Source organism: Streptomyces sp. NPDC053367 (assembly GCF_044545925.1).
GTDB lineage: Bacteria > Actinomycetota > Actinomycetes > Streptomycetales > Streptomycetaceae > Streptomyces.
The window spans coordinates 17,302-41,281 of sequence record NZ_JBITYN010000016.1 but is presented as its reverse complement, the minus strand read 5'-3'; the positions used below and the strand labels follow the sequence as shown (position 1 = coordinate 41,281).

Sequence of the window (23,980 nt, the reverse complement as noted above, 5' to 3'; positions counted from 1 at the left end):
CCCCGACGCCGACGCCGCACCGCACGGCGGCGTCGGCGCCCGTCACCGAGGTACGGAGGCGTCCCCGTCAGCGCGCCGCAGGCCGGGCCACATGTCGCCATACGCGGCGTCCATGAACCGCGCCTGCGGCTCGCGCAGCTCCGACACGTCCGCCGTGTCCCCTCGTGCCGCCGCGGCGAGGCTGAAGGCATAGCGGTAGGCGGCGCCCCGCAAGGACTCGCTCCGGGCCGCGAGGTCGATCTCCGCCTGGGCCAGCCACAGTTCGTCGACGAGTTGGCCGAGGTCGGCGTCGGCCCCGCCGCCCTCGGAGCGGGTGAGCGCCGACTTCTCCAACCGCAGGGCGACGCCCACCAGTCTCAGGACCGCGTCCTTCACCTCCGCGCGGTGAGCGGCCGCCTCCTGCACCTCGACCTGGCGGGCGCTCACCCGCGAGACGAGGTACTGACCGAACAGCGAGCCGCCTGCGCCGAGCACGACTCCCGCGAGGGACAGCAGCGCCGGCCCCAAGGTTCCCCAGGATCCCATGGCCGGATTCTCTCAACTCCGCCTGGAAGGACGGTCATCCGGTCGGCAGGCCCAGCCCGTAGTAGGTGACGTCGTAGCCGTCCACGTACGAGGCCTCGCCGCCGACGATCAGGTCGGTGGGCTCGCTGACGCCCGCCGCCCGGGCCGTCGCCACGAGCATCTCGGCGAGCCGGCGGCCCTCGGGCTCGCCGGGTCCGCCGGCGTCGACGCGCCACACCGGATCGTCATCGCTCCAGACCGACGCCGTGGCCGGGTGCTGGGCGACCGTGCCCCAGCCGAGTGCCGCCGGATCGAGGTCGTCCGGGGCGAAGCAGCCGATCGACAGCCGGTCGCCGCAGGTCACGTCGTAGAGCAGCGGAGCGCCGCGGTCGTTGCGGCCGTAGAACGGCATCCCGATCGTGATGCCGAGGGCCGTGGTCTCGGCAGGCAGCGCGCCGAGGAACGCGTCCAGCGACCGTGTGACGGTCTCCCAGCTGCGGGCCGTCCAGCGGCCCGGGTAGCCGAGGCCGGCGTTGGCGCGGTCACGGGTGCTGCCGAAGAAGCCGCTGATCGAGTACTCCTCTCCGACGCCCTGACGCCAGAACCAGTTCTCCGCGGGGTCGGTGGGCTGCAGCACCAGTTCCGGCCCCGTCCGCCCGGCGCGGAGTTCCAGGGTGTCCGGCCTGCCGCGCCAGCGCACGAACGGCGCTCCCCACAGCGGGCCGCTGCCGTAGAAGGGGCCCATGTCGCCGTGCGAGCCCATGACGGACGGTTTGCCCAGCGCCCCGGTGAGTTCCCGCAGGGCGTCACGGAAGGCGGCGGCCTGCGCGGCGGCGTCCGGTGCGGCCTCGGCCACCGGGACGGCGAGTTCGACGTACGACTCGCCGTCCACGTAACGCTCCTCGAACCGGCCGACCGGACGCAGGCGGGCGTCGCCCGCGGAGCGCCCGGTGACCAGGACGGGATGCGCCGGTGTGTCCGACCAGGCCCAACCGAGCCCGGCCGCCAGGGCCTTGACCCCGTCCGGCGTCCAGCCCCCGCTGTCCGCGGCGACGAGCCGACGCGCGAGTTCCGCCACAGTCTCGGTTTCGGTGCTTCCCCGTTGTGCGTTCACGTGATCATCGTGCCGCACGGCGGCGAGGGCCCTGCGGGCGGGTGCCGGGTGGACGTCCGGCAGTCGTCGCCGTCGCCCATGTCGGCCCGTACGCCGGGTTTCAGGTCGAGGTCGACGGCCCGCACGACGTCCACAAGGGCCGGCCGCTCCCCGGGCTACGCGGCGTGCGCCGCGCGGCGGACGGCGTCGAGGGTGCGCGCGACGTCGTCGTCACCGGTGGACCAGTTGCTGACGGAGATGCGCAGGACGCGGCGGCCCCGCCAGGTGGAGCCGCTGATCCAGGTGGTGCCGTCGTCGAGGAGGCGATGGATGACGCGGTCGGTGCGCGCGTCGTCGTCGAAGGCGGCGCAGACCTGCGTGAACACCACGTCGTTGAGCACGGTCGCGCCGTCGACGGCGGCGATGCCGTCGGCGAAGGCGGCGGCGTGCCGGCACAGCCGTTCGACGAGGTCCGAGACCCCCGACCTGCCCAGCGCCCGCAGGGCGGCCCAGACGGGGAACGCCCTTCCGCGGCGGGAGAGTTCGGGGACCGTGTCGATGGGGTCGCCGCGGGTGTCGTGGATCAGATAGGCGCCCTGGTGGCCCATCGCGGCGCGCAGTGCCGACGCGTCGCGGACCATCGCCAGCCCGCAGTCGTAGGGGACGTTGAGCGTCTTGTGGGCGTCGGTCGCCCAGGAGTCCGCGTCCGGGCACCCCGCGGTCAAGGGGGCGTACCGGGGACTGGCGGCGGCCCAGAGTCCGAAGGCTCCGTCGACGTGCACCCAGGCGTCCGCCTCCCGGGCGGCGTCGATCGCCTCGGGGAAGGGGTCGAAGGCGCCGCTGTGGATGTTGCCCGCCTGCAGGACCACGATCGTGGGTGCCGGCGCGCCCGCGGTCAGCGCCTGCCGCAGTGCCTCGGGCCGGATCCGCCCCTGCTCGTCGGCCGGCACGGGCTCCGGCTCGCCCAGACCGGCGTAGCGCAGGGCCAGGTCGACGGAGATATGACGGTCCTCCCCCACGACGACCCGCACTCGCGGTCCGCCGGCGAGCCCGTCACGCACGGCGCTCCAGCCGGCCCGGTTCAGTACGGCGTCCCGTGCGGCGGCCAGGCAGGTGAAGTTGGCCATCGTGGCACCGGTCGTGAAGCCGGCCCCGCTCTGCGCGGGCAGCCGCAGCAGGTCCAGCAACCAGGCGGCGGCGATGTCCTCCGCGGCCGCGTAGGCGGGGGACGCGGCACGCATCACGCAGTTCTGGTCCCACGCGCTGACCAGCCAGTCCGCGGCGAGCGCGGCGGGGAGGGTGCCGCCGACGACGAAGCCGTGGAAGCGGCCGCTGGGGAAACCCGTGAGCCCCGGCTCACAGGCGGTGGCGAGCAGATCGACGACTTCGTGCGGCGGTGTCGGGCCACCCGGCAGTTCCGTGCCGAGCGCGCGCACGATCTCCTCGGCCGTGGCCCGCGCGGGCACGGGCCGGTCCGGCAGGTCGGCCAGCCAGCGCAGGGCGTGGTGGTAGGCCTGGAAGAGCGCCCTCTCGCGCGCGTCCATACCTCGCACTATGGGACGGGGCCCGTCGGCGGGCAAGCGGAGCGGGCGGCCTCCGCGCGGGCGGGCCGGCCCACCGGGGGACGCCGGACAGCGGCTGGCCGCGGACCCGACGGCGTACGGTCAGGGCTTGGTGCGGCGGGCGTCACGACCCCCGAAGCCGGCCCCGGAGGCCGGCCCCCGAAGCTGGCCCCCGAAGCCGGCCCCGAAGCCGATGAGGACGACGCCCGTGGTCCGGCCGAGCACGCGGGGGCCCGGGGTCTTCGGGGAAGTGCCGGGCCCTGGCGTCTTGGCTTGTCGCACAGTTCCCCGCGCCGCTGGGTGCTGCGGTCAGCCCGCGTGCAAGCGGGGGAGCGACCCGCTCGGGCTGGAAAGGCGCCGGCCGGCCTTCCCCCTATTCGACCGCGATCCTCAGCCGGACTCCCCCAGGTGGCCCAGAGCCTCGCGGAAGTCGTCGAGGGCGGGCCCGAACGCACCGACGGCGGCGTGGAAGGCCGACCGTTCCAGCAGGACCTCGGCCAGCACGGGCGCTCCCTGTGCCGGGTCGTGCCGGTGGAGTCGGCGGGCGAGGTCCACTCCTTCGTCGAACAGCGAACGCGCTCGCTCCCAGAAGAGACGGGTGCGGTGCTCGCAGGAGACGACGGAGCGGACGGTGAGCACCCGCTGGAGCCGGACCAGTTCGGCCAGATGCCGCGGATCCACGGCGGCCCGCGCGGTGAGGGCGTCCACCTCCGCCCGCAGCGCGACGCGGCTGTCGTAGTAGCGCCGCCTGACATCGGGCGACCAGTCCAGGGGCTGGGCCCCTCGGGGCGGACGCGGTTCCCCGGTCGCCGGTCGCTCCCTGTCGGCACCGAAGCAGGAGAGCAGCACCGCCCAGTAGGACTCCCGGTAGCCGCTCCAGGACCTGCCCTCCCCTGTCGCGCCCAGCTTCTTCAGCAGGGCGAGCGCCTCTTGCCGGGCGGCGGCCGCCTGCCGGCCCCTGCCGCGGGTGTCGAGCATCCGCGCGTACCCGATCAGCGAGTGGAACGGGCAGTCCACGGGGCCGCGGTCGTGCGCGGCCTCGTCCCGCTGCATGCCGATGAGCGACTCGAACGCGGCCAGGGCCTCGTCGGTCCGGCCGGCGTCATCGAGGGCGGCGATCCACTCCACGAGCGACCAGGTGAGGCTCCCCCCTTCGAGCCCGCGGGGCAGGAGCGCGGCGACCCACTCCCCCAGCGCGTCGGCGGCCTCGTCGTACCGGCCCTCCTCGGAGCAACCCGCCGCCCACTTGCGCAGCCCCCAGACCACATCACTCCCGGCCGGCTCGGCCCGCGCCCGCCCGACGGAGAGCATCTCCGCCCGCATGGCGAGCCCTTCGGCGCGTCGGCCCACGTCGTACAGCTCTCTCTGACACGCGTCGAGGGCCTCGTACAGAAGGTCGTCACGGGCGGGTTCGGCCGCGTCCACGGTCCGCGCCACGGCGACCGCCTCCTCGCACAGCGCCAGGCTGTCCGGCCGTCTTCGGCCGACGCGGGTGTCGTAGCTCAGGTCCAGCAGCGCCAGGACCAGGCGCGGCAGATAGGAGAGCGGACTGACCTGTGCGAGCACCCGGTAGGCGTCCACCTCCTCCCGCGCAGTGCGGCGTCCCGAAGCGAGCAGTACGTTCCGCGCCCGCAACACGGCATCTTCATCGGCTTTTCCCCCAAGCGTCACAGCGGCGATTCTGAGCCTCGCGGACTACGCCGAACAAGCCTGCGCAGCTGTGCCGTTCGTCCTACGCAAACGGCCTCTGACCTGTCATGATGGGTGTGTCGTGACTACCGTCGGCCTCGATGCCGCGCCTGTCCGCATCCTGTGACCGCCGGCCGGAGTCCCCGGGCGGCCCCCTTCAGATCGTCACCTCCTCACCCAGCCGCGGGGTGAGGACCTCGTACGTCTCACCGGCGGCCGCGTCGAGGAACCGGGACAGCTCGTCCGGCCGGGTGTCGTAGAAGCCGTCGACGTGGAAGCCGTCGTAGTGCATGGGGATGGCGGCCTTCGCGCCCAGCAGCCGGGCGGCGAGCGCCGCGTGCCGGGCGTCGAGAGAGGCGGGGAGGGGGCTCGGGGGTTGGCAGTGGGGGAAGCAGACGGCGGGGCCGTTGATCGGGGTGAGCACCGCGTCGAAGGGGCCGTACCGGTGGGCGGCGCGCCACCAGTAGCCGTGGAACATGCTGTCGCCGAGGTGGATCACACGCTTCCCGCCGGCCTCGACCGCCCAGTGCACCTGGGGGTCTCCGACGGCGTCGACGGCGGGTACGGCGGCGATGGTGAAGGGGCCGATCGTGGTGGTCTCCCAGAGGGCCATCGCCCGCCTGGGCAGCTTGTAGGCGTCGAGTTCCGCGTCGGCCTTGAGCGTCCACAGATTCTCGTGGTCGTCGCCCCCGAACGACTGCGGGTGCAGGACCTCCGCGCCGGGACGCAGGGCCGCGGCCAGCGCACCGGCGTCGGTGTGGTCCCGGTGCAGATGCGTGCAGAGGCCGGCGATGACGTCCCCCTCCGCGCGGGGGCGGGTGACCTTCGGCAGGGGGGCCGAGAGCGGTGTGCCCTCCAGGACTCCCTCGGGGCGGCCGAGGAGGTCGATGACCACGCTCTCGCCCTCGGCCTCGATCTCCATTCCCGCCCAGCCCAGCCAACGGACACGCATCGGCCCACCCACCCTCGATTTAGCGTACGTTCGTTCGCCAAAACTTAGCACACGAGCGTTCGGTAAACTGGTGGGCATGAGGAGATCGGCCGACGAGGCCCAGCGCACCCGAGACCGCATCGTCAGCACCGCCGTCATCCAGGCGTCCGCCGCGGGACTGTCCGGCCTGACCATCGGCTCCCTCGCCGAGGCACTGGGCATGAGCAAGGCCGGAGTGGTGGGTCCCTTCGGTTCCCGGGCGGAGCTGCAGCTCGCCGCACTGGCCAAGGCGGTGGACATGTTCACCGAGGCCGTCGTGACCCCCAGCCTCGCCGCCGAGCCCGGCCTGCCACGCCTGTGCGCGCTGATCGACACATGGTGCGACTACCTCGCCGACAGCCCCTTCCCCAACGGCTGTTTCGTCACGGCCGCCTCCTGCGAACTCGACGGCCGGCCGGGAGAGCTGCGCACCTACCTCCAGGACGTCGTCGTCCGCTGGCGCCGCTTCCTGTACGAGCAGGTCCTGGCCGCGCGGACCGCCGGGCACATCGGCACCGACCTCGACCCGGACGACCTCGTCTCCGGACTCGCCGGCCTCGCCATGTCGGTCAACCAGGAGATCCAGCTGCTCGGCGACGACCGCGCGGCGGCACGCGGGCGACGCCTGATGTACGCCCTCGTCGGCGTGGAGCCACGGCCTTAGGCGACAGGGCCGGCCCGGCCGGAGGCTCCGCCGTGACGGTGCCGCGGCCCGCCCTTCTCCCGGGGCGCAGCCGGTCGGACGACGTCGTACGTCAGGTGGGTGGCGGTCGAGGTCGCGGTCACGCTCCGCTGGACCAGCGTGCGCGGAGCCCGGCCGGTGAACAGCGGGGTCCCCGAGCCCAGCACCACGGGCGCGAGATGCAGGGACAGCGTGTCCACCAGCCCGGCGTCGAGGGCCGAGCCGACCGTGGCGCCGCCGCCCATGAGGACGACGTCGAGATCCCGGCCGGTGGCCGACGCCGCCGCCTCGGCGCGTTCGTACGCGGCGGCGACGGCGTCGGACAGGCCGGTGGTGACGAACGTCCAGTCGAGGTCGGTGAGGCGCACCGACTCCGGGATCGAGCTCGTCACGACGACGAACGCGGGCTTTCCCACCTCGCCGGCGCCGTAGCCGGTGGTGTCGTCCCAGCCGCCCGGCCCGTCGACCACGTCGAAGAGCCGGCGGCCGAGGACGACGGCGCCCGAGCGGGCGGTCGCCTCACGCAGCACCCGCCGGTCGTCGGGGTCGTCGGAGAACGCCCAGGTGTGCAGGGCCTCGCCACCGCGCCCCAGCCCGTTGTCCGGGCCGGCGCCGGGGCCGGTGACGAAGCCGTCGAGGGAGACCGAGATGTCGGCGATGATACGGGTCATACCCGTACAGACTCCGCCCGCCGTACGAACTCATCGCTCGGTCACCAGCCGGTTCGGCGGCCGTGTCGGACCGGGTCACGCGCCGGGTGCCCCCGGCGGCCCGGTAGGTCAGGGCGACCTCGACGTAGCAGCCCTGGGCGTCGAGTTGACGAGCCTGTCGGCGAGGTAGGGGCGGGAGACGTCCTGATGCGCAGCCACCCCCGCACCTCGCACGCCGTCACGCCCCGCGGTCCGGGACCGGCCCGGCCGTCGGCCGCCGTGACCGCCCTGACTCCGGGGTGCGGGCCTCGCCCGTGCCCGGGTCACGGCCCGTCGGCCGCCGGGCGATGTGCCCCGCCCACGAGAAATCGCCTCGACAGCCCCCTACCCGCCTCGGCAGAGTGGGCGCCCGTGACAAGCAGTGAGCTGTGGAACCGCGCGACCGCCGACCGCTACGACGCCGAGGAAACCACGATGTTCTCGGCCGCCGTCCTCGAACCGGCGCTGGCCTTCCTCGCCGAGCTGGCGGGAGAGGGCCGGGCACTGGAGTTCGCCATCGGCACCGGACGCGTGGGCGTCCCGTTGCGCGAGCGCGGCGTGCCGGTGGTGGGCGTCGAACTGTCCGAGCACATGGCGGCGGTCCTGCGGCGCAAGGTCGACGCGGACACCCTGCCGGTCGTCATCGGGGACATGGCGACGACCGTCGTCCCCGGCGAATTCACCCTGGTCTACCTCGTCTACAACACCATCTCCAACCTGCTCACCCAGGACGAGCAGGTCGAGTGCTTCCGCAACGCCGCACGCCATCTCGCGCCCGGCGGCCGCTTCGTCGTCGAACTCGGCGTGCCCCCGCTGCGCTCGCTGCCGCCCGGCCAGGTCGCGGTGCCCTTCGACGTCTCCGAGCGGCACCTCGGTTTCGACACCTTCGACCTGGTCGAGCAGATCCTCGTCTCGCACCACTTCACCCGCGACGGCGACGACGGCCACTACCGCCGCGACAACTCCCGGCACCGGTACGCCTGGCCCGCGGAGCTCGACCTGATGGCACGGATCGCCGGCCTGGAGCTGGAACGGCGCGTCGCGGACTGGGACGGGTCGCCGTTCGAGCAGGACTCCCCCAAGCACATCTCCGTGTGGCGCAAGCCGATTTGAGGCGGGAGTCCCGGAGCTTCCCGCCGGACGGGGCGAGGTACTCGCGGTGCCGTCGCCCTGCCGGTTTCACATCCCGTGCGCTCTTGAAATCCCTCTGAAGCCGCCCTGAATCGGCAGTCCCCCAGGCTCTGCGGCATGACGTCGACGCCGGCTCCGGGAGGGGCCGCGGCCTGGGAGGGGAACACCATGCGGGGTCCGCGTCCGATCCGCCGGCACACGGCGGCCTTCCTGCGCTTCGCCGCCCTGGGCAGCGGGGTCACCCTGGCGGCTTCGGCGGCACTGGTCCAACTCGCCCAGTGGATGCCCTGGATGGCGGCGAACGCCCTGACCACCGTCGCCTCCAGCGTCCTCGCCACCGAGCTGCACGCCCGCGTCTCGTTCGGCCACGGACGGCCGGGACCGGCCGGACACCTGAAGAGCGGGGCCACCGTCGCCGCGGGCTGGCTGGTGACCTCGGCGGCGGTCGGCGCACTGGCCGAACTCCGCCCGGACGCGGGGCTCGTGCCGCAGCAGACGGTGTACCTGACGGCCACCGCGCTCGTCGGAGTCGGCCGCTATCTCGTACTGCGGCTGGCGGTGTTCGCCCAGCGCCCCCCGCGCAACCAGCGCAACCAGCGCAACCAGCGCACCCAGCGGCCCCGGACCGGCACGGACACCGACACCTACACCGACACCGGCACCGGCACCGGCACCGCCACGCCCACGCCCACGCCCACGCCCACCGCCACCGGCCTCCGCGTCGACGTGCGCCGACCGACCAAGTACCAGGCGTCGGCCTGAAGCCGGGCGCAACGCGCGGAACCGGTGACGGGACGGCCACCCGGGCGCCGATGCGAGACGGCTCGCCGGGCGCCGATGCGGGACGGCCCGCCGGGCACCGGAATCGCCGCGTCCAGCACCCCGCACGCCTACACTCGGCGCATGATCTGTCGTCTGTGGCGGGGCTGGACCACCAAGGAGAACGCCGACGCGTACGAGCGCATCGTGCGCGGCCAGGTGATCCCCGGGATCGAGGCGCGGCGCATTCCCGGGTTCCTCTCGATCGACCTGGCCCGGCGCGAGCGCGAGAACGACGTCGAGTTCATGACCCTGATGTGGTTCGACGCGCTCGACTCCGTACGGGCGTTCATGGGCGAGGACTACGAGACCGCGCACGTACCGGCCGCGGCTCAGGCCGTGCTGCTGGACTTCGACAGGACGTCGGCTCATTTCGAGGTGCTGGACCGCCGCGAACAGCCCAGGTGACACCCCCCTGAAGTGCCGCCCACGGACCCGCTCGCGGCGGGAGTCCGGGCCGTGCGGTGACTACGAGTCCGCCGACGGCTCCCGGATCTCCTGGAGCGCCTCCTCGAACAGCGCCCGCGCACGGGTGAAGCAGTCCGTCAGCACCGCGATCTCCTCGTCCTCGTAGTCGGCGAAGAGAGCACCCAGGCGCTGGCTCGTCACCTGGGCGCTCCACCTGGCGGCCGGGGCAAGCCGAGCGGGCCCCGTCCGGCCGAGCAGTGGGACTGGCGCGTCCGGGACACCGGGGCGCGGGCGGGGCACCCCGGCTGCGTGGGATGCCGTCCGGCGGGGCGGAGCGGGGCCCGCCGTACGCGACCCGTGGCCGTGCGGACGCCTGCCCGCGCCGAGTACCCGGTCACCACGTCCACGTCCGGGTGACCGCCGACCGGGGACGGCCGGGATGCCGTCAGCGCCGGACGCCGTCCGCGACAGGGCCGAGCCGTTGCGACAGGAACGCCAGGATCTCGTCCCGGGCGCGGATCGTGGGATGCCCCTCCCGGTCGACGAGATGGGCCGTGACGACGCTGTGGGCGCAGCCGACGACGTCACGGAAGAACGGCGGCGGATCCGGGTTGGCCGCCCCGGCGGGAAGGACCCGGCCGTCGAAGGCGTCGCCGAGGAGCGCCCGGTAGGCCGCGAAGCGCCGGCCCGTGCACCAGGTGTCGTTCTCGAAGCGGTAGGCGAGCACCGTCAGCCCGTCGCGCCGGACCCGTTCGGCCACCGCGGCGGCGTCCTCCTCGTCCATCTCCAGTCCACCGGGGTCGTCCAGGGGAAGGGACGGGTGGTTCACCACCGGCGCGACGACGGCCGGTTCCAGGGCCATCGTCAGGGCGAAGTTGCCGGTGAAGCACAGCCCCACGGCGCCGACCCCGGGCCCGCCGCACTCCGCGTGCGCCCGTCGCGCCAGGCCCCGCAGCCATGCGACCACCGGGCTGGTGCCACCCCCCGCGAACGCGCGGAACTCGGCACTGACACAGGCACGCCGCACCACGGTCTCGACCGCCTCGGCGCGCGGATAGGCCCCGTCGACGCCGAACAGCGACGGCAGATACACACGAAAGCCCGCCTCCCGCGTCCAGCGGGCGAAGCGGGCGACGTCGGGGCTGATCCCCGGCATCTCCGGCATGAGGACGACAGCCGGGCCCGTTCCGGTGACGTACACGCGTCTGCTGACGCCGTCCACCTCGATGTCCCGGCGCTCGAAGTCGTCCAGAGGGTCGTCGCGGCGCGCTTGCTCGGTTGTCATGACCGGAATCCTGGCGGCAGGCTGTGCGCGTCCAGAAGCGGCGATACCGCCAGGTGTCCCGGGTATCCCGCCATCCGTCGTCCGGCAGGGGTGCGGCATGAGTGCGTTGCGGGTGAGTGTGCTGGCCTATCCCGGCTGCTTCGCGTCGGAGGTGTACGGCGTCCTCGACCTGCTCACCATGGCCGGACATGTCGCCGCCGCCCAGGGGGCGACCGCCCCCTCCTACGTCTGTTCGGTGGTCTCGCCGCGCCGGCGGGTCGTCGCCTCCGGCGGGTCCCCGCTCTCCTGCTCGGCGCTCCGCCCGGCGGACGTGCTGATCGTCCCCGGGTTCGAGGCACCGCCGGGGCCCGGCCTCGACGCCGCCCTCGCACGGCTGGCGCCGGAGACCGCCGCCATCCGGGAGCAGGCCGCGTCGGGCGCCGCGGTCGTCTCGATCTGCGTCGGCGCCTTCCTGGTCGCCGACGCCGGACTGCTCGCGGGCCGCGACGCGACGACATCGTGGCTCTACGCGGACCGGTTCGCACGCCGCCACCCCGATGTGCGCCTGCGCCCCGAAGAGTTGGTCGTGACCGACCGCGGGGTGACGACCACGGCGGCCTTCAGCGCCATGTACGACTTCGCGCTGCGCCTCGTCCGGGAGCACGACGGCCCGCGCGTCGCCCGCGGCACCGCGCGTGTCGCGCTCCTCGACGACGCCCGCTCCACCCAGGCGCCGTACGTCGACACCGACCTCCTGCCGACGGTCGGGCACGGCTTCGCCCCGGACGTGATGCGGCACCTGGACCAGGAGCCGGCCGCCCCCTACGACCTGGCCGCCCTGGCACGGCAGTTCGGTGTCAGCACCAGGACCATGCTGCGCCGCTTCAAGGACGAGACCGGCCGGACCCCCCTCGCCCATCTGCAGGCCGCGCGGGTGCGGCGGGCCCGGCACCTGCTGGAGACGACCGACCGGACCGTCGCCGCCGTCGCCGCGGACGTCGGCTACCGCGACCCGGGCACGTTCACCCGCATCTTCGTCCGCCACACGGGCCGGCGGCCGAGCGCGTACCGCGCGGCGTTCCGGCGCGGCGACGGGCGGTGAGTGCGCCCGACGTGCCTGCGTGGCAGGCCGGTTGCCGGAGGTGTCAGCAGGGCAGGGGCTCGCGCGCCGCGTGCCAGGCGGCGGGGAGGGCGGCGACGCCCGTGCGGGCGGCGATCACCCCGCCCGCGACGGCGCAGGTGGTGTCGATGTCCCCGCGCCCCGCGACCGTGAGCCACAGGCCCTCGTGCAGGTCGTCGAGGTGACTCGCCGCGCACCACAGGGCGTAGGGGACGGTGTCGGGTCCCGACATGCGGTAACCGGAGCCCAGCACCTCGGCGGCGTGCCGGACCGAGGTGCGCTCCGGCATCCTGGCCGCGATGCGCACTCCCGACCGGACGTCGCTGCTGGGGAGCCGCTCCGCCACGGCCTCCAGGAAGTCCGGCCGCGCCGGGGCGGGACCGCCCCGGCTGCGGGTGGCGAGCGCCGCGGCCAGGGCGACCGCCACCGCCCCCGCGACGGCCTCCGGGTGGTGGTGCGAGACCACGGCCTGGCGGGCGGCCTGCCCGGCGGCCGCGTCGAGGTCGCCGGCGTGCCAGGCGCCGAGCGGGGCGACCCGCATGGCGGCGCCGTTGCCCCAGGAGCCCTGGCCGCCGAACTGCCCGGCGACCACCTCCCGCCATGGCTCGCCGGCGCCGATCCGGCGGAGCACGTCGTGCATCGAGGCGCCGTAGCCGCGGTGCGTGTCGTCTTCGTAGGCGGCCGCCAGCCTCAGCGCGAGGCGGTCCTGGTCGACGATGCCGCCGCCCTCGGCGAGTTCCCGTACGAGCACGAGCGCCTGGGCGGTGTCGTCGCTCCACCGCCACAGCGGCTCGGCGGGCGGCGTCCGTGCCTCCAGGGACGCCGAGCCGTCCCGGCGCAGGATGCCGAACCAGCGGTCGCCGAAGGCGTCACCGAAGGCGAGCCCTTCCAGGGAATCCAGCGCGGCGGCAGGCGTGTCGATCATCGCTGCAGTATGCCTCGCGGTGTGAACGGGCCGGGGTGAATGGCCTGAGTTCGCCCTGGGCGGGCCTCCGGCCGCTTCCTACGATGCGACCGCTCCGGTCCTTCACGGCAAGTTCATTGATTCTTCACAGTTCCGCCGGGGAGCGGCCGGCGCATCCACCCCCCACCGATCCGAGCAAAGGGGAGAGACCATGACAGGTGGGCTGCTCCTGAGCGGCGCTGTCGCCGCTCTCGTCACCAGTGTCCTGCCCGCGCACAACCCGTCGACCGGGTTCGTCGACCCGCCCCCGGACAAGATCGTCATCAACGTCGCCACCGTGAACGGCTCGGGCTGCCCCACGGGCACCGCCGCCGTCGCCGTCTCCGAGGACAACACCGCCTTCACGGTGACCTACAGCGACTACCTCGCCCAGGCCGGCGGCAACTCCGACCCCACGGCGTTCCGCAAGAACTGCCAGCTGAACCTGGTCGTGCACGTCCCCCAGGGCTTCACCTACGCCATCGCCAGCGCCGACTACCGGGGCTTCGCCTCCCTGCAGCCCGGCGCCTCCGCCGTCCAGCGGGCCTCGTACTACTTCCAGGGCTCGTCGCAGACGGCGTACATCAGCCACCCCTTCACCGGCGCCTACAACGACAACTGGCACGCGACGGACGTCACCGACTGGGCGCAGCTCGTCTGGGCGCCCTGCGGGGTCCAGCGCAACTTCAACATCAACACGGAGATCCGGGTCAACGCCGGCACGGCCTCTCCCGGCCGGGTCAGCTTCATGACGATGGACTCGACCGACGGCGACATCAGCACCGTGTACCACATGGCGTGGAAGGAGTGCCCCGGCAGGTGAGAGGAGGGCCGCCCGCCGAGCGGGCGGCCCCGCACGGCCCTGCCGCATCACCCGGGCCGGCTCCCGGGGCACTTCACCTCCGCTTGACCCCTCACGCCCGGCCGCCGACCGCCGCCACGACCGGGCGCTCGGCCACACGGGCGAGCGCCCCCGTCGCGCTGCTTCACCTCGCACCGGCTGCTTCGAGTCAGTGGCCGGCCGACCGCCGCTGTGCAATTCTCTCAACGCCTTGGGGGGGAATAGCGGAATTTTTCCGGGGGGACTCATATCCGGGCCGTGCGGCTTTCCGCCGCCGTGCCGCCACAACGCGCGCCCATCGTGCCGATCACACCTGTGCCCGGCGCGAGTGCCTCTGCCGTTCTCACCCTCCATCGCCCCGTGCCCGGCAGGAAAAAGGGGAAGAGATGAACACCACCGCATCAGGCAGCGCCGCGCGATGGCCGGCCCGCGTACTGCACCTGCTGATGACGCTCGCGCTCACCGCCGGAGTCGTCGCCCTCACACCCTCCACCGCTCACGCCGCGGCGACCCGCGGTTCCGCCTACGTCTGGGCGAACCAGCCGTCCGCGGCGCTCAACACGCCCTACACGCCGTCCGGTTACTACAGCCGCAACTCCACAGGCGCGGTGAACTCCGTGGTCCGCACGGGCGTCGGCCAGTACACCGTGCGCATGCCCCGGCTGGGCCTGCTCGGGGGCACGGTGCACGTCACCGCGTACGGAGCGACGAACCACTCGTGCAACGTGGCCTATTGGTCACCCGTCGGGGACCGGCTCGACGTGCACGTACGGTGCTACACGGCCACCGGTCACCGCGCCGACGGCTACTTCACGGCGAGCTACGTCAACACCGCCTACCTCGGCGGCAGTTTCGGCTACGTGTGGGCCGACCAGCCGTCGACGGGCGCGTACACGCCCTCGACGACCTACCAGTTCAACTCCGCCGGGGTCCGCAACACCGTCACCCGCGGCGGCCCGGGCCAGTACACGGTCCGCCTGCCCTCCATCGGCTCCGCCGCCGGACATGTGCAGGTGACGGCGTACGGCGATGTCCTGGCGCGCTGCAAGGTGGTCAACTGGTACCCCTCCGGCACCGCCCAGATGGTCAACGTCCGCTGCTTCACCCTCGGCGGCGCCCTGCGCGACACCCGCTTCACACTGACCTACACCCGCGGCACCGGCCTGCTGCGCACCACCCCGGCCGCGTACGCCTGGGCGAACCAGCCGACCACGGCCTCGTACCTGCCCTCGGCGGCGTACCGCTACAACTCCGCCGGGTACACCAACCGGATCACCCGCCAGAGCGTCGGCGTCTACCGTGTCTCGACCCCCGGCATGCCGCTCGGCTACGGCGACGTCCAGGTGACCGCCTACGGCTCCGACTCACGGCACTGCAAGGTCGACCACTGGACCCCGAGCACCGGCATCCAGGTCCGCTGCCTGACCGCCTCCGGGGCGCCGGCCGACACCTACTTCGACGTGTCGTACGTCCGCTGAGGGCGGGACCGACGGGCGCCGGGCCACCGCCCCGGCGCCCGTCGGCCGTGTCTGACCGCGCAACGCCTCCGCCGAGGCCGGGACCGCCTCGGGGCGGCTGTTCCCCTCCTCGACGAAGCGGGTGCGCAGCGAGCGGCACGCGGTCTCGTAGCCGCCCTCGGTCGGCCCGGGCAGGACATGGCCGGCGAACCGGACCTTGACGGCGTCCTGGCCGGCGGGGAGACGATGTCCGCCTTCCACTCGCCGGGAATCCCGCACTCGGCCGAGGCGAGGAACCGGGTGCCGATGTTCACCCCTGCGCGCCCGGCGCCGGCGCCGCGGCGATGCCCCGGCCGTCGGCGACACCGCCGGACGCGAGCACCGGCAGCGGTCTCACCGCGTCGACGACCTGCGGCACCGGCGCCATCGTGCTGACGCTCCCGCTGAACCCGCCGGACTCGGTCCCCCGCGCGCTGATGACGTCGACGCCCGCCCCGGCCGCGCGCCGGGCCTGCTCGACCGTGGGACGTCCTCCCCCCGGGGACCGGGGCGACCCGTCGTACACGTCCGGGCACACGTCGTTGACCTGCTGTGTTCCGGCCCGGCGCGGGCCGGGGAAGCCGTGGTCGATGCGGTGGGCCAGAGTCTTGCGCGAGGGCGTCATCGAGCCTTCTACTGTCCTTCACGTCCTCGTCCCTCGTGCAGCAGGGCCCGTGACGCATCCTTTCGCCTTCGCACCGGGAAACCGGTGGCAGGCAGCACCTCCTCACCCAGAAAGACCGAAGGCCCCGTGCCCGTACCCGTCGTGCTCACCGGCCGCCTGACGCGGCTGGAGCCCCTCGCTCCGCACCATGCCGAAGGCCTGGCCCTGGCCGGAGCCGAGGACCGTACCTCGTACGCGTTCACCCCCGTGCCGCACGGCCTGGACGCGGCCCGCGGCTATGTGAAACGCGCGCTCGCCGAACAGGCGGCCGGCCGCGCCCTGGCCTTCGCCGTGGTCCGCGCGCAGGACGGACGGGTGGTCGGCTCGACGCGCTTCCTGGAACTCGACTACTGGCAGGGGCCGCTGGTGTGGCCGCCCATGTCCGGTGTCCCGGTCGGCGACCCGGTCACGGCCGTCCCCGACGCCGCGGAGATCGGCAACACCTGGCTCGCCCCGCACGCCCAGGGCACCGGCATCAACACCGAGGCCAAGCTGCTCATGCTGCGCCACGCCTTCGACACCTGGCGGCTGCGGCGGGTGTCCTTCCGCGCCGACGCCCGCAACGTGCGCTCGCGCGCCGCGATCGAGCGCCTCGGCGCCACCTGCGAAGGCGTCCGCCGGGCCCACTCGCGGGGTCTGGACGGCGTCGTACGCAGTACGGCGTTCTACTCGATCCTGGACGAGGAGTGGCCGGCCGTCCGCTCCCTCGTCGAGCTCAGGCTGAGCGCGGGCCGCTCCCCCGCGGTCTGCCCTCAGCCGCGTGGCGTCGACGACCGGCTCGTCCCCGCCTGACCCCCGTCCGGCCGTCAGAGCGGGCCCTCCATCGCCGCGTCGGCCTCGTCGCGGCCGTACGGGCGCAGGGCCAGCAGGGCGACGTCGTCGTCGTTGCGGGCCGGGCGGACGCGGTCCAGCAACTGGTCGGTGAAGGAGGACAGGGGCCGGTGCGCGAGGGCGGCGGCGTGCCGGCTGAGCCGGTTCAGGCCCTCGTCGATCGAGCGGCCGGGTTCTTCGATGAGGCCGTCGGTGTAGAGCAGCAGCGTGGATCCGGGGGCCAGGAGCGCCACGGCGTCGGGGCGCGAGCTGCGTTCCGAGACGCCGAGGAGGATGCCCTGGCCGCTGGTGAGGTAGGTGGCCCGGCCGTCGCGGCTGATCAGCAGCGGGGGCGGATGGCCGGCGTTGCTCCAGGACAGCTCCCAGTGGCCGTCGGCGGACTCCTCGATCCGGCCGAAGATCATGGTGGCCATGGAGATGTCGGTGAGGTGGGTCACCGCCGCGTCGAGCCGCTGGACGATCCGGCTGGGGGGATCCTGCTGGGCCCAGGCGTAGGCGCGGAGCATGTTGCGCACCTGGGCCATGCCGGCCGCCGCCTCCAGGTCGTGGCCGACGACGTCGCCGATGGCGAGTGCGGTGGCCCCGCCGGGCAGGGGAAAGCTGTCGTACCAGTCGCCGCCGACCTGAGAGGCGTGCGGGGCGGGCAGATAGCGGGCGATCATCCGCAGCCCCGCCACGGTCGGCAGCTGGGGCAGCAGGTGGTTCTGCATGGTCTCGGCGACCTTGCGCTGACGCTGGTAGAGGCGTGCGTTGTCCAGCGCGAGGCCGGCGCGGCTGGCGATGTCCTCCAGCAGCGGAAGGTCCGCGGTGGTGAAGTCCGCGGCGCTGTCGGAGCGGCCGAGGGTGAGGGCGCCCAGGACGGCGCGGGCGCTGCGGATGGGGACGATGGCCGCGGAGCGGATGCCGGTCGTCTCGAAGAGGCGGCGCTGCTCGACCGCGATACCGGAGTCCGGGGCGCGGCGGTAGGTCTGTGGGCCGGCCACCGTCGAGGCCACCCCGCGCAGGGCCCGCGACAGCGGCATCGGTGACTCGTCCAGGACCGGCGGCATCGGCCCCTGGAGATCCTCGTGGTGGACCAGGCCGCCGCTCTCGGCGTGCACCACGGCGGTGCGCCACACCTCGTCGCGTTCCGCGATCAGGTCGACGACCACCCAGTCGGCCAGCCGGGGCACGACCAGCCGGACCAGGCGGCCCACCGCCTCCTCGGTGTCGAGGGTCGAGGCGAGCTGTGTGGTGGTCTGTGCCAGCAGGGCCAGGCGTTCGAGTTCCGTCAGCGCGTTGGCGGCCGGTTCCGACGGCTCGTGCACCTGCCGTTCGGGGTCGTGGGCGTGGAACATCACCAGCGTGTCGGCGGCGGTGCCGCCGCCGTTGTCGTACGGGGTGACCAGCCAGGACACGGTCAGCAGGGCGCCGTCCCCCCGGGCGAAGTAGTCGCGGTGCTCCTGGGCGGTGCGGCCGGCGTGGAACGCCTGGCGCATCCGGCAGCGGCTCGCCGGCACGGGCTGGCCGTGCCGGTCGCGGTGCAGCAGGTCGTGGGCGTCGTGGCCGACGAGTTCCTCGGCGGGGCGGGCCAGCAGCTCCTCGGCGCGGGTGTTGGCGGCGAGGATGCAGCCGCGGTCGTCCACCACGTACGCCGCGGTGCCGATGGCGGCCAGTACCCGCGACAGGGCGGCGGTCCCTGGGACCAGCACCTCGTCGAGCCCGTTCGTGCTCTCCGGTCTCGCCATGCCCGCACCTCCGCCGTGCCCGCCGTGCGGGTCTTCCGCTCGTCGCCTGTCGTGCCTGTCCGGCTGTCCCTCTAGGGTGTGCCCCGCGACTGGCGCACCACATCATGCGTCTCGCGCGGATCGGCGGCAGGCTGACGGCATGGCCACCGATCAGCCCGTCGTCGTCTATCCGCCCGCATCCGACGGGGGGCGGCGTGTCCGTATCGACGGCCGGTTCGTGGGGATCGCCTACGGCCTCCTCGACCTCGTCGCCTTCGTACAGGAGGCGGGGCTTCAGGACTGGGACGAGATGGACGTCGCCCGCGCCTCGCTGATCGAGTGGCGCGGGGGCGGCCCGGATGTGTGGTCGCTCGAAGAGCTGGACGAGTGAGCGGAGCTCTACGGGCGAGCCGGCCCGGGCCGCCCCGGCCGTGCGGAGCCCCTGCCGTCGGGGGCACGGCAGGGGCTGTCCTCATCCCTTCCGCCGGGGAGTCGGAAGGGCACACGGCACCGCCCCCGGGGAGGTGTCGGACCACCACAGGGAGCACCGACGGGGCGGTGGCGATCACAATGCGCCACCGTGGCCGAAACGCACAAGAGTCTGGACGCCCCCGCTTGTTCTGCTTCACGCTTGCGCTCGGTCATCACCCACGTCCACCCTCCGGCCGGCGGCCGGGCACCGGGGAGACAGGCGCCGTGGCGGTGGTCCGGGCAGAATCGAGGGGAAAGACGTGAGGGAGGTGCTGTGGGCGGAGCACAGTGGGCCGGTGGTGTGGCGGGGCCGGTCCAGCGGTTCCTCAAGGGGCACCGGGCGCTGCGCGACGTCCTGTCGCCGGTGTCCGAGATGCTGGCGGCGCGGCACCGGCTGACCTGGCTGAACGCGGCCGGCCTGCGGATCGGCACCACGCTGGATCTGAGCCGTACCGCCGAGGAACTGGCCGACTTCACGGTGCCGGAGCTGGCGGACGGCTGCGCGGTGGACCTGCTGGAGTCGGTGCTGCGGTTCGAGCAGGGCGAGCGCCACGAGGGGGACGGGGTGCCCCTGCTGCGGGCCATGGCGGTGTCCCAGATCGGCGGTCTTGATCTGGCGCCCGATCCGGTGGGACAGCTGACCGTGCACACCCCGCAGCGTCTCGGCGCCCAGTGCCTGAGGTCCCGCAGGCCCGTCCTGCTCGGCCGGATGCGCCCGGCCGACTACGACACCGTGGGCCCGAGCCCGGAGGCGGCGGAGCTGATGCGCCGCGCGGGCGTGCACTCGTACATGGCCGTCCCGTTGATCGCGAGGGGGATGCTTCTCGGGCTGGCCGACTTCATCCGGGCGGGCAGGCGTCCCGGGTTCACCCGTGCCGACCTGGCGCTGGCCACCGAGCTGGCGTCGAAGGCGGCCGTCTACATCGACAACGCGCGCCTGTACGGACGCGAGCGCATCCAGGTCGTCACCCTGCAGCGGACCCTGCTGCCCAGGGCCACCCCCAGCACCCCGGGCCTCGAGGTCTCCTCCTGCTACACCCCCTCACCCGACCCGGCCGGCGTCGGCGGCGACTGGTTCGACGTGGTGGCGCTGCCCAGCGGGCGCACCGCGGTGATGGTCGGGGACGTGATGGGCCGCGGTCTGGCCGCGGCGGCGACCATGGGCCGGGTGCGCACGGCGGCGCGGACCCTGATGGCGCTGGACATCGCGCCCGAGCGGGTGCTGGCCCGGCTCGACCTCGCCGTCCGTGACCTGGAGGAGGATCAGGTCGCCACCTGTCTGTGCGCGGTGTACGACCCGTGCGGCAGCACCTTCCGCATCGCCAGCGCCGGACACATGCCGCCCCTGCTGACCTCCCCGGACGGCATCGCGTCCTTCGTGGACCTGCCGGTCGGGGCCCCGCTGGGCACCGGGATGATCCCGTACGACCCCATCGAGTACGCGGTGCCGGCGGGCGGGCGGCTGATGCTGTACACCGACGGGCTCATCAGGTCGCGTACGGCGGACGTCGACGAACAGCTCGCGGGTCTGCTGCGGACCGCCCGCTCGGCCCCCGCGCAGGCGGCGGCCGTGTGCGACGCGGTCCGCGCGGACGCGGGCGGCGACCCAGCGGACGACGCCATCGTGCTCCTCGCCGACACGGTTCCGCTGGGCCCGGACGGCGATGTGTACGTGTGCGCGCTGCCCCCCGACGGGTCGGCCGCCTCCCAGGCCCGCCGCACCGTGCGTGACCTGCTGGTGAAGTGGGGGCTGCACGACCTGGTCGACAGCACCGAGCTGGTGGTGAGCGAGCTGGTGGGCAACGCCCTGCGCTACGGCCACGCGCCCGGCGAGCTGCGGCTGGTGCGGCACGAGCGGCTGTCCGTCGAGGTGTCCGACACCGGCCCGGACCTGCCGCAGATCCAGCACGCCGGCCTCAGCGACGAGGGCGGCCGCGGACTGCAGCTGATCAACATGATGTGCCGGCGCTGGGGCGCCTGCCGCACCCCGACCGGGAAGGTGGTCTGGGCGGAGCAGGACCTGCCGTCCTGAGGTGACGAGGCCGGGAAGCGGGCGTGCGGCAGGCAGGCCGGGGGGCGGGGTCGCGCAAGGCGCGCTCCCGTGCCGGCGGGGTGACCATGGTGATGTGAGAGCCGGGCCGCAAGCCGCTCCCGCCGGGCGGCCGGTGGAGCGGACGGACGCCTCCGGCGGGACGGGCGCCTGCCGCGCGACCCGGTTCCCGCCGTCCGGGCGCCCGCGCGGTCCCGCCGCCCGGCGACGGCAAGGAGGCGGCCCGTGACCGAGCCCGTGGAGGAACTGATCAGCGGCGCCGCCCGGGATGCCGGAGGGTGGATGGGCGCGCTGGCGATGGCGCAGGTGGCCACCAGCGCCGACGGCACGGTCGTACGGTGGAACCGTGCCGCCCAGGAGCTGCTGGGGCACACCCCGCACGAGGTGGTGGGACGCCACATCGCCGAGCTCCTCCACCCGGGCGTGGACCGCAGTCTGGGCCGTTCCCTGTGGGAGGCGGCGGCCGACGGGCGCAGCGTGATGGGGACCGTCACCGCCTGGCACGCCGACGGGCACCCGGTCGAGCTGGAGATCTGGGCCAGCCCCGTCGTCGACCGGCGCAACGACACGGCCGCGGTGATGGTGTTCGCCGCCGACGCGCACGCCACCCGCCGGATCCGGGGCTCCTCGGCCGTGTGGGACGGCCTGTTCGCCCGTTCACCGGTCGGCATCGCGGTGCTGGACACAGAGCTCCGGTTCCTGCGCGTCAACCCGGCCCTGGAGCGGATGAACGGCCTGCCGGAGTCCGCCCACGTCGGGCAGCGGCTGTCCCAGCTGCTGCCGGAGGTCAACGCGCACGACATGGAAGCGGCGATGCGCAGCGTCATCGACAGCGGGCAGCCGGTGCTCGACCGCCGCCGGGTCGGGCGTACCCCGGCGGACCCCGAGCGCGACCGGGTGTGGTCCTGCTCCTACGTCCGGGTCGAGGATCCGGCGGGCCGGCCGATCGGCGTCATCGCCTCGCTGCTCGACATCACCGACCAGCAGCGCGCCAGCCTGGAGGCGGAGGCGGGACGCCGACGTCTCGCGCTGCTCAGCGAGGCGTCGATCCGCGTCGGCTCCAGCCTGGAGCTGGAGCGCACCGCGCAGGAGCTGGCCGACCTCGCCGTCCCGCGGCTCGCCGACGCCACGACCGTCGACGTGCTGGACACCCTCGCCCGCGGCGACGATCCCGGCCCGGGCCTCGCCGCCGGCGTCGGGCTGCGCCGGCTGGGCAAGGCCCCGCTGAGCGGCTCACCCGTCACCGACGTCCTCGCCCCGCTCGGCCGCACCCTGGTCTACCCCGCCACGGCCCCGTACACCCACGTCCTCGCCGGGCGGCAGCCGTACCAGCTGGCCCGCCTGGACGCCGCGGCCGTCGCCGGCGCCTCCCGCCACACCAGACGGCCCGCCCAGCTGGTGGAGCTGGGCGTGCACTCGCTCATGATGATCCCGCTCGTCGCCCGCGACCTCGTGCTGGGCGTGGCCACCTTCTACCGCACCCGTCCCCTCGGCCCCTTCGACGGCAACGACGTGGCCCTGGCAGCCCAGCTCGCCGCGCGCGCCGCGATCAGCATCGACAACGCCCGGCTGTACCACCGCGAGCACGAGACCGCCGTGACCCTGCAGCGCAGCATGCTGCCCCAGCACATCACCCCGCCCGCGGGCATCGAGGTGGCCCACCGCTATCTGCCCGCCAGCGACGCCAACGAGGTCGGCGGCGACTGGTACGACGTGCTGCATCTGCCCGGCGGCAAGGCCGCGCTGCTCATCGGGGACGTCATGGGCCACGGCATCACCGCCGCGGCCGTCATGGGCCGGCTCTCCTCCAGCGTCCGCGCGCTGGCCCGCCTGGACCTCGAACCGGGCGACATCGTGGAACAGCTGGAGGCCGCGCTGGACGACCTGACCGAGCCGATGATCGCGACCCTGCTGTACGCCGTCGTCGACCCGGCGACCGGCCTGTGCCGCCTGACCCGCGCCGGCCATCCCCCGCCCGCCCTGGTCTCCCCGGACGGCCGCGTACGCCTCCTCGACCTGCCGCCCGGCACACCCCTGGGGGTCGGCGGCTCCCGCTGCGTCACCGTCGACATGGCGCTGGAGCCCGGCAGTCTCCTGGTGCTGTACACCGACGGACTCATCGAGTCCCGGGGCAGCGACATCGACGAACGCCTCGCCGAGCTCACGGACGCGCTCGCCGAGCCCAGCCCTTCCCTCGACGCCCTGTGCGACGGGCTGCTGGCCCGCCTGGTGCCGGCGTCCGCCGACGACGACATCGCCCTGCTGGTCGCCCGTACGCGGCGGGTCGTACCGCGGGGGCGGGGCGCCGGGTCCGCGGTAGGCGGCGGATGAGCGCCGTGCGGGAGTCGGCGCCGGGCTTGGTGGGAGGCGGGCGAGGTCCGACTTGGCGCTGCTTGGGAGGCGCTGTCGGGCGGCCGGCGTGACGCCTCACCCCGGCGTGATGCAACCGGCGGCTTTCCGGGCGACCACTCGCCGGGGCGCCTGGCGCGCCAGCGCTGCCGCCGCGAGTCCGATCGCGCCTCCGGCGGCCACGTCCAGGGGGTAGTGGGCGCCGCTGAGGACACGCTCCGCGGCCACGACCGCCGCCGAGGCGCCGCACACCGCGCCCATCGCGGGCCAGGTGGGCGCGACGGCACCGGCGAACGCGAACGCGGCAGCGGTGTGTCCGGAGGGGAAGGAGGAGCTGTCCGGGCGGTCGTCGAGCGCCTCCGGCGGAACCCACTCGCGCGGTGGCCGCCGGCGCTCGACGAGCTGCTTGCAGACCGCGTTGGACAGCACCTCGGCGGCCGCCATGGCCGTCACCCCGGCGAGGGCCGCCCTGCGGCCCCGCCACCCGCCGAAGGCGGCCATCGCCGTGGCCGCGACCCACCACACCTTGGTGTGCTCGGCCGCCTCCTCGACCACGGGCGCGCACCGGCGCACCCACGGAGGCCCCCAGCCGACGACTCTCCTCGCCAGCCGCCGGTCCTCAGCGGGTACGTCCGCCGTCACTTCCATGAGCCAGCCGATCACTCTCACGACCAGCCGGATTCCCGCACCGGGCGGCT

General features: G+C 74.1%; 23 protein-coding genes and 1 pseudogene. 11 read left to right on the top strand and 13 right to left on the bottom strand.

The window, feature by feature from the left end:
- Positions 1–42: 42 nt before the first annotated feature.
- From ACIGXJ_RS35240 to ACIGXJ_RS35215, 6 genes are all read right to left on the bottom strand, one after another.
- Positions 43–525: a hypothetical protein gene (locus ACIGXJ_RS35240; protein WP_399654385.1), complete on the bottom strand. Its 483-nt coding sequence runs from the start codon at positions 523–525 to the stop codon at positions 43–45.
- 34 nt (positions 526–559) lie between these two features.
- A complete protein-coding gene (locus ACIGXJ_RS35235; protein ID WP_399654382.1) occupies positions 560–1,618 on the bottom strand; it encodes a hypothetical protein in 1,059 nt (352 codons plus the stop codon).
- Complete coding sequence (locus tag ACIGXJ_RS35230; protein WP_399654379.1) at positions 1,615–1,752, bottom strand: hypothetical protein; 138 nt, start codon at positions 1,750–1,752, stop codon at positions 1,615–1,617. The genes ACIGXJ_RS35235 and ACIGXJ_RS35230 overlap by 4 nt, the downstream gene beginning before the upstream one ends.
- A gap of 21 nt (positions 1,753–1,773) precedes the next feature.
- The gene (locus ACIGXJ_RS35225) at positions 1,774–3,141 is read right to left on the bottom strand and encodes a pyridoxal phosphate-dependent decarboxylase family protein (RefSeq protein ID WP_399654376.1); all 1,368 of its coding nucleotides are present in this window, start codon (positions 3,139–3,141) and stop codon (positions 1,774–1,776) included.
- 408 nt (positions 3,142–3,549) lie between these two features.
- Positions 3,550–4,740, bottom strand: coding sequence for a hypothetical protein (locus ACIGXJ_RS35220; RefSeq protein WP_399654374.1), 1,191 nt, complete (start codon positions 4,738–4,740; stop codon positions 3,550–3,552).
- A 265-nt stretch (positions 4,741–5,005) separates the two neighbouring features.
- Positions 5,006–5,800, bottom strand: coding sequence for an MBL fold metallo-hydrolase (locus ACIGXJ_RS35215; RefSeq protein ID WP_399654370.1), 795 nt, complete (start codon positions 5,798–5,800; stop codon positions 5,006–5,008).
- A gap of 76 nt (positions 5,801–5,876) precedes the next feature.
- On the opposite strand from ACIGXJ_RS35215, the gene ACIGXJ_RS35210 reads away from it, so the two are divergent.
- Positions 5,877–6,482 carry a TetR/AcrR family transcriptional regulator gene (locus tag ACIGXJ_RS35210; protein WP_399654367.1) on the top strand — a complete coding sequence of 202 codons (606 nt, stop codon included), beginning with the start codon at positions 5,877–5,879 and terminating at the stop codon, positions 6,480–6,482.
- 77 nt (positions 6,483–6,559) lie between these two features.
- On the opposite strand, the pseudogene ACIGXJ_RS35205 reads toward ACIGXJ_RS35210, so the two are convergent.
- A pseudogene (locus tag ACIGXJ_RS35205) lies at positions 6,560–7,171 on the bottom strand (dihydrofolate reductase family protein); the annotation flags it as partial.
- 390 nt (positions 7,172–7,561) lie between these two features.
- On the opposite strand from ACIGXJ_RS35205, the gene ACIGXJ_RS35200 reads away from it, so the two are divergent.
- The 3 genes from ACIGXJ_RS35200 to ACIGXJ_RS35190 all read left to right on the top strand — a co-directional run bounded on the left by ACIGXJ_RS35200 (position 7,562) and on the right by ACIGXJ_RS35190 (position 9,547).
- Positions 7,562–8,302 carry a class I SAM-dependent DNA methyltransferase gene (locus ACIGXJ_RS35200; protein WP_399654364.1) on the top strand — a complete coding sequence of 247 codons (741 nt, stop codon included), beginning with the start codon at positions 7,562–7,564 and terminating at the stop codon, positions 8,300–8,302.
- Positions 8,303–8,437: 135 nt separating this feature from the next.
- Entirely contained in the window at positions 8,438–9,082 is a 645-nt protein-coding gene (locus tag ACIGXJ_RS35195; protein WP_399654361.1) for a hypothetical protein, read from the top strand.
- A gap of 141 nt (positions 9,083–9,223) precedes the next feature.
- On the top strand, positions 9,224–9,547 hold the full coding sequence (locus ACIGXJ_RS35190) for an antibiotic biosynthesis monooxygenase (RefSeq protein ID WP_399654359.1): 324 nt from the start codon (positions 9,224–9,226) through the stop codon (positions 9,545–9,547).
- A 60-nt stretch (positions 9,548–9,607) separates the two neighbouring features.
- Here the strand turns inward: ACIGXJ_RS35190 and ACIGXJ_RS35185 are convergent, their stop codons facing one another.
- Together ACIGXJ_RS35185 and ACIGXJ_RS35180 are read right to left on the bottom strand one after the other, a co-directional pair.
- On the bottom strand, positions 9,608–9,748 hold the full coding sequence (locus tag ACIGXJ_RS35185; protein WP_399654356.1) for a hypothetical protein: 141 nt from the start codon (positions 9,746–9,748) through the stop codon (positions 9,608–9,610).
- 244 nt (positions 9,749–9,992) lie between these two features.
- A complete protein-coding gene (locus tag ACIGXJ_RS35180) occupies positions 9,993–10,832 on the bottom strand; it encodes a dienelactone hydrolase family protein (protein WP_399654353.1) in 840 nt (279 codons plus the stop codon).
- 97 nt (positions 10,833–10,929) lie between these two features.
- Between ACIGXJ_RS35180 and ACIGXJ_RS35175 the strand changes: the two genes are divergently transcribed.
- The gene (locus tag ACIGXJ_RS35175) at positions 10,930–11,913 is read left to right on the top strand and encodes a GlxA family transcriptional regulator (RefSeq protein ID WP_399654351.1); all 984 of its coding nucleotides are present in this window, start codon (positions 10,930–10,932) and stop codon (positions 11,911–11,913) included.
- Between the two features lie 43 nt (positions 11,914–11,956).
- Here ACIGXJ_RS35175 and ACIGXJ_RS35170 read toward each other — a convergent pair whose 3' ends face one another.
- The gene (locus tag ACIGXJ_RS35170; RefSeq protein ID WP_399654348.1) at positions 11,957–12,856 is read right to left on the bottom strand and encodes an ADP-ribosylglycohydrolase family protein; all 900 of its coding nucleotides are present in this window, start codon (positions 12,854–12,856) and stop codon (positions 11,957–11,959) included.
- 190 nt (positions 12,857–13,046) lie between these two features.
- On the opposite strand from ACIGXJ_RS35170, the gene ACIGXJ_RS35165 reads away from it, so the two are divergent.
- Together ACIGXJ_RS35165 and ACIGXJ_RS35160 are read left to right on the top strand one after the other, a co-directional pair.
- A complete protein-coding gene (locus ACIGXJ_RS35165; RefSeq protein ID WP_399654346.1) occupies positions 13,047–13,697 on the top strand; it encodes a DUF4360 domain-containing protein in 651 nt (216 codons plus the stop codon).
- Between the two features lie 404 nt (positions 13,698–14,101).
- Positions 14,102–15,193 (top strand): hypothetical protein, encoded by a 1,092-nt coding sequence (locus ACIGXJ_RS35160; RefSeq protein ID WP_399654343.1) that lies wholly within the window; start codon positions 14,102–14,104, stop codon positions 15,191–15,193.
- A 289-nt stretch (positions 15,194–15,482) separates the two neighbouring features.
- Here the strand turns inward: ACIGXJ_RS35160 and ACIGXJ_RS35155 are convergent, their stop codons facing one another.
- The gene (locus ACIGXJ_RS35155; protein ID WP_399654341.1) at positions 15,483–15,836 is read right to left on the bottom strand and encodes a nitronate monooxygenase; all 354 of its coding nucleotides are present in this window, start codon (positions 15,834–15,836) and stop codon (positions 15,483–15,485) included.
- 126 nt (positions 15,837–15,962) lie between these two features.
- On the opposite strand from ACIGXJ_RS35155, the gene ACIGXJ_RS35150 reads away from it, so the two are divergent.
- Entirely contained in the window at positions 15,963–16,667 is a 705-nt protein-coding gene (locus ACIGXJ_RS35150; protein ID WP_399654337.1) for a GNAT family N-acetyltransferase, read from the top strand.
- Between the two features lie 14 nt (positions 16,668–16,681).
- On the opposite strand, the gene ACIGXJ_RS35145 is transcribed toward ACIGXJ_RS35150, so the two are convergent.
- Positions 16,682–18,433: a SpoIIE family protein phosphatase gene (locus ACIGXJ_RS35145; RefSeq protein WP_399654335.1), complete on the bottom strand. Its 1,752-nt coding sequence runs from the start codon at positions 18,431–18,433 to the stop codon at positions 16,682–16,684.
- A gap of 139 nt (positions 18,434–18,572) precedes the next feature.
- Here ACIGXJ_RS35145 and ACIGXJ_RS35140 point away from each other — a divergent pair, with 139 nt between their 5' ends.
- The 3 genes from ACIGXJ_RS35140 (at position 18,573) to ACIGXJ_RS35130 (ending at position 23,264) form a co-directional block, all read left to right on the top strand.
- Positions 18,573–18,803 (top strand): hypothetical protein, encoded by a 231-nt coding sequence (locus ACIGXJ_RS35140; RefSeq protein WP_399654333.1) that lies wholly within the window; start codon positions 18,573–18,575, stop codon positions 18,801–18,803.
- A 453-nt stretch (positions 18,804–19,256) separates the two neighbouring features.
- Complete coding sequence (locus ACIGXJ_RS35135; RefSeq protein ID WP_399654569.1) at positions 19,257–20,915, top strand: SpoIIE family protein phosphatase; 1,659 nt, start codon at positions 19,257–19,259, stop codon at positions 20,913–20,915.
- Between the two features lie 243 nt (positions 20,916–21,158).
- Entirely contained in the window at positions 21,159–23,264 is a 2,106-nt protein-coding gene (locus ACIGXJ_RS35130; RefSeq protein ID WP_399654330.1) for a SpoIIE family protein phosphatase, read from the top strand.
- A gap of 96 nt (positions 23,265–23,360) precedes the next feature.
- Here ACIGXJ_RS35130 and ACIGXJ_RS35125 read toward each other — a convergent pair whose 3' ends face one another.
- Positions 23,361–23,951: a phosphatase PAP2 family protein gene (locus tag ACIGXJ_RS35125; RefSeq protein WP_399654327.1), complete on the bottom strand. Its 591-nt coding sequence runs from the start codon at positions 23,949–23,951 to the stop codon at positions 23,361–23,363.
- Positions 23,952–23,980 lie beyond the last annotated feature (29 nt).